The sequence below is a fragment of the Dolichospermum sp. UHCC 0352 genome (assembly GCF_009711925.1).
In the GTDB taxonomy this organism is placed as follows: Bacteria; Cyanobacteriota; Cyanobacteriia; order Cyanobacteriales; family Nostocaceae; genus Dolichospermum; species Dolichospermum lemmermannii.
In genome coordinates this window covers 1-5,244 of sequence record NZ_VIKY01000145.1, presented here as the reverse complement: position 1 = coordinate 5,244, position 5,244 = coordinate 1, and the positions used below count along the sequence as shown (strand labels likewise).

4 protein-coding genes are annotated in these 5,244 nt (G+C 36.3%); 3 read left to right on the top strand and 1 reads right to left on the bottom strand.

From position 1 onward, the window contains the following. The first annotated feature begins 174 nt into the window (after positions 1-174). Positions 175-2,370, top strand: coding sequence for a formylglycine-generating enzyme family protein (locus tag FJR06_RS10030; protein WP_168651356.1), 2,196 nt, complete (start codon positions 175-177; stop codon positions 2,368-2,370). Between the two features lie 87 nt (positions 2,371-2,457). Here the strand turns inward: FJR06_RS10030 and FJR06_RS10025 are convergent, their stop codons facing one another. Then, positions 2,458-2,622, bottom strand: a complete 165-nt coding sequence (locus FJR06_RS10025; protein WP_158310514.1) for a hypothetical protein — start codon at positions 2,620-2,622, stop codon at positions 2,458-2,460. A 561-nt stretch (positions 2,623-3,183) separates the two neighbouring features. Here FJR06_RS10025 and FJR06_RS10020 point away from each other — a divergent pair. Both FJR06_RS10020 and pstS read left to right on the top strand, forming a co-directional pair. Further along, a complete protein-coding gene (locus FJR06_RS10020; RefSeq protein WP_015079685.1) occupies positions 3,184-3,798 on the top strand; it encodes a 2OG-Fe(II) oxygenase in 615 nt (204 codons plus the stop codon). A 214-nt stretch (positions 3,799-4,012) separates the two neighbouring features. Continuing rightward, positions 4,013-5,176 (top strand): phosphate ABC transporter substrate-binding protein PstS, encoded by a 1,164-nt coding sequence (pstS, locus tag FJR06_RS10015; RefSeq protein ID WP_168651355.1) that lies wholly within the window; start codon positions 4,013-4,015, stop codon positions 5,174-5,176. Positions 5,177-5,244 lie beyond the last annotated feature (68 nt).

Sequence of the window (5,244 nt, the reverse complement as noted above, 5' to 3'; positions counted from 1 at the left end):
TTTGGAGAGGGGTCTGTTTACACATTAAAAACTTTTAAAACATCCTCTAAGGGGAGATAGTGAAGTTTGGTGTTGGGTTTCGTTCCATTGCTTCGCAACGCTGACGCGAACAACCCAACCTACAGATGATTTGATTGAGAAAATATTAAAGTATTTAGATAGTTCCGAGGATTCATGATGAACAGGTTGATTAAACTTCTACAACACCTAGAACTGGACATGAGTGCAGAGGAAATTGCTGATGCTATTTGGTTAGCAAACCAGATCAAATTACCATTAGCAATTACATCTGTTGATGAAGTTACTCAACCAAATCAAATTTCTCAAACTGAGATTTCTAAATTACCTCAACGAGAAAGTTATCAAAATTTAGATGCTTCGGATGATTCTACAGTAGAAAACACTCAAGAAACTACAGCTAAAGCTTATACAAGAAATGCTGTAGATTCTATTTCTCAATCTAATTCTACAGAAAAATCAACCTCTGAAAAATCAAAACCTGCATCATCAGGAGTACCTTTTAAATCTCCTGCTGTTGCTGCTTTACCTAATGCTTTAGAAATTGGTAGGTCACTCCGTCCATTGATGCGGAAAGTTCCATCTCGGATAAAATTTGTTTTAGATAAAGAAAATACAGCCCAACAAATAGCGGAAAATGATGTTTGGATACCAGTTTTAAAACCTGCGCGAGAACGTTGGTTAGATTTGGTGATAGTTGTTGAAGAAAATCGCGCTACTGTAGTTTGGGAAGAAACTATCAATGAGTTTCGCAAATTAATGGAAAGACATGGAGCTTTTAGAAATGTTTATACTTGGAATTTATGCACAAATGATGGTAAACCGCAATTTTTTCACCAGCAGAGAAAAGCTACAAAAAAACAACGTTCCCGCAGTCCCAAAGAACTATTAGAACCTAATGGTAGACGTTTAATATTATTAATTAGTGATTGTATTTCCTCTTTATGGTGGGAAGGAGAAATAGATAATTTATTAGAATTATGGTCTAAACAAGTCTCGGTAACAATTCTGCAATTATTACCGGAACAATTATGGGAACGCACTGTTTTAGATTTGGGTATTTCCGTTTCTTTAAGTGCGATTGAACCAGGTTTACTCAATTCTAAATTGACTATTCATGATTTCCCCTTCTGGTTAGAAGAAAAACCCAATCAAGCGCTAAAGTTACCTATTGTGATTTTAGAACCTGAATCTTTAGAATATTGGGCAAAAGTGATTGCAGGTACAGGTAATATTGACACAGTGGGTATTTTATTTATGCCTAACTGGAAAGAATTAATTCCCACACATAAATTATTCAGTTCACAAACAACAAAAGATCCAGAATTATTAGTTAATAACTTTTATCGTAGTGCTTCACCTTTAGCGAGAAGATTAGCAAATTTGATGTCTTCTGCACCTGTAAGTATACCTGTAATTCATCTGATTCAAGAAAAAATGTTGCCACCACCAAGAAAGCCAATTATTTTGGCGGAAATTTTTATGAGTGGTTTGTTAGAACCTAAGTTAATTAGTAAAGAAAATCAGCCAGAAAAGTGGCAATATGATTTTGTTGAGGGAGTGCGAGAAGTTTTATGGCGTTCTGTAAGATTAACAGAAATTGAAGCCATGTTCAAAGCTGTTTCTGAATATATATGTCAGAAAGCTGGTATATCAATTAGAAGTTTTCCTGCATTGCTATTTCCTAATTCTGATTTGGATGAAAAAACAAAGGCAGAAATTTTCCCCTTTGCTGAGATTAATCAACAAGTATTGCGTCAGTTAGGGGGAGATTATGCTAGGTTAGCAGAACAGTTAAACCCAGTAGGGGTAATTCACGAATTACCTCTACCAGAAATCAAAACCTTTGAATTTGAATCTGCTATCATCACAGAAAATGAGACATCTATTAATCTAGAACCTTTTAACTTTACATTTGCCAAGATTGAATTTAAAAAATCAGGGTGGCTTAGACAAAAAACAGAATTAAATATTAACAAGCAAAAAAAACAAGCCCAGCATTTTATAGAAGACTTAGGTAATGGTATTCAACTAGAAATGGTAGCAATTCCCGGTGGTAGTTTTATGATGGGTTCACCAAAAAATGAGCCAGGACGCAGGGAAACAGAAGTAGGAAGTTTTAAAATAGCCAATGAATTTGGATTATATGATATGCACGGAAATGTCTGGGAATGGTGTCAAAACGATTGGCATGAAAGTTATTATGAAAAGAATGACAAGATGCTGCGCGGCGGTTCTTGGAGCAGCACTCCTGGAAATTGCCGTTCGGCTTTTCGTGGACATGATCATGCGGGCTTCGACTACAACTCCTACGGTTTTCGTGTTGTGTGTGGTACTGCGTGGACTCTGTAGCCCTTTATACTCTTGCTCTTTTGCCCTTTTCCGTTCTTTCCTTTACTCTTGCAATTGTCTGAATCAGGATGTCCAGGATTTAAGGATTTACAGGATGGGTTGGTCGTTTTGTTTATAGGTTTTCTGATCATGATTTTTATTGATTGTTTTATTAAGGTATTCCCTAGAAATATCATTGTCTGAATCAGGATGTCCAGGATTTAAAGATGTACAGGATGGTTTGGTGGTTTTGTTGATGGGTTTTTTGATCATGATTTTTATTGATTGTTTTATTAAGGTATTCCCTAGAAATATCATTGTCTGAATCAGGATGTCCAGGATTTAAAGATGTACAGGATGGTTTGGTGGTTTTGTTGATGGGTTTTTTGATCATGATTTTTATTGATTGTTTTATTAAGGTATTCCCTAGAAATATCATTGTCTGAATCAGGATGTCCAGGATTTAAAGATGTACAGGATGGTTTGGTGGTTTTGTTGATGGGTTTTTTGATCATGATTTTTATTGATTGTTTTATTAAGGTATTCCCTAGAAATGTCAAACATCCTGTTAATCCTCTAATCCTGGGCATCCTGATTCAGACAAAAATTAAACTCAATATCCATTAATTTAAGACTATGAAAGACTATAGAAATGTCAAACATCCTGTTAATCCTCTAATCCTGGATATCCTGATTCAGACAAAAATTAAACTCAATATCCATTAATTTAAGACTATGAAAGACTATAGAAATGTCAAACATCCTGTTAATCCTCTAATCCTGGATATCCTGATTCAGACAAAAATTAAACTCAATATCCATTAATTTAAGACCGTGAAATACTATCAACAACATCCTAACGCCTTTCCTGTTCAATATCTCCAGGACTTGTGGGGAGAAATCCAAGCTTGTCCCTATTTTGCTATCAATAACCTTAACCGAGATTTTATCAATACTAAAGGCTTTTCTGTGGTATTTCAGCGTCAAGGTTTAGCAGAAGTTATTCAAAAATTCCCCTATTTTAAGCCTTATTTAGATTTGGCACTTTTGCCTAATTGTAATGCTTTTTATCTGAATCCTTTACTACTCAAAGCAGGTTCTCGCGTTGACCCCCATATTGACCGGTCTTTGCGTTCCTATTGTAAAACCGTTGAACCTCCTGCATTTGTGAGCGTTCTTTATGTACGTGTACCAGAAGATATGGAGGGAGGAGAATTGGTGCTGAAGTTGCAAAAACGCCAAGTGGGACAAATTAAACCGCAAACCAATTCTTTAATTTACTTTCAGGGTGATTTAACTCATTCTGTCAATGCAGTGACAACTCCTGGAAATCGGTTAAGTCTTGTGTGTGAACAGTATAGTTTAAGTGAAGATGAACTTGAAGAAATACCAGAGTTTACATTAGAATCAAGAGCTAATCAAGGGAATGGAAAAAAACAAAAAAAGTAGGCTGATGTCAAAGGATGATATGATCAACTTGTAAAATACGCAAATACTATAAATATAGCTTTCCCCATTTCTTTACCGATAAGAGAACTTCACAAAAAAGATTATCCAGTCTTATGGGGTATTTTTGATTTGTAAGTCTCTGAAACAATTTTTTAGAAGTATGTTAGAGGTGTTTAGCTAAAAATTAACATTACTACCATTACCTCTAAGTGCAATGAAGCATAATCGCCTGATAGCTTTAATATCGGTATTCACACTAGCAATTAGTTTATCTGCCTGTGGAGAAACTAACTCAACGAATCCCACTCCTAACAAATCTTCCAGTCAAACTACAACTGCTTCCAGCAAACTAGATTTAGGAGGTAATATTGAATTAACAGGTGCTGGTGCTACTTTTCCGTCACCCCTTTACCAAACCTGGTTTGCGGAGTTAAACAAAAAATACCCCAATTTAAAAGTTAACTATCAGCCAGTTGGTAGTGGCGCTGGTGTTGAGCAGTTTACCAAAGGGACAGTAGACTTTGGTGCTAGTGATGTAGCCATGAAAGATGAAGAAATTCAGAATATCCCCGCAGATAAAGGAGTGATCTTACTACCTGTAACTGCTGGTAGTATTGTTCTGGCTTATAACTTACCAGATATTGCTGATAGCTCAGGTGGCGTAGCCATACTCAAACTACCACGAGCAGTTTATATTGATATTTTACTAGGTAAAATCAAATCTTGGGATGATCCGGCGATCGCTCAAGCTAATCCTGATGTAAAATTACCAAAAGAGGAGATAAAAGTTATTTATCGGGCTGATGGTAGCGGGACTACAGGCGTTTTTACCAAACACCTTAGCGCCATTAGTCCAGAATGGAAAACTAAAGTAGGTGACGGTAAAAGTGTAAAATGGCCTGTAGGAATTGGTGCTAAAGGCAATGAAGGTATTACCGCCCAAATTCAACAAACTCCAGGCGCTATTGGTTATGTAGAATATGGCTATGCCAAACAAAGTAATCTCAAATTTGCGAGTTTAGAAAATAAAGCTAAAAAGTTTGTTTTGGCTTCTGAAGAATCAGCATCTAAAACGTTAGCATCAGTAACTTTACCAGAAAATCTTCGCGCTTTTATTTCTGATCCTGAAGGGGAAGGTTCTTACCCAATCGTCACTTATACTTGGATTCTCGCTTATAAAAAATATGCTGATGCTGGTAAAGCCAAGGCAATAGAAGCAACTATTGAGTACGCTTTAACCGATGGACAAAAGTTAGCTACTCAATTAGGGTATGTTCCTTTACCAGCAAATGTGATTGCTAAAGTGGCTGCTGCTGCTGATCAAATTAGTCCTGATTATAAAATCTCTCTTGGTGCTGATCCTAAAACTACAAAGTAATGACAAGCTAGTGGTCTGTAAAATTTATTTTGACGGGTTTTTGGTAGTGCGGGCATCTTGCCCGCGTG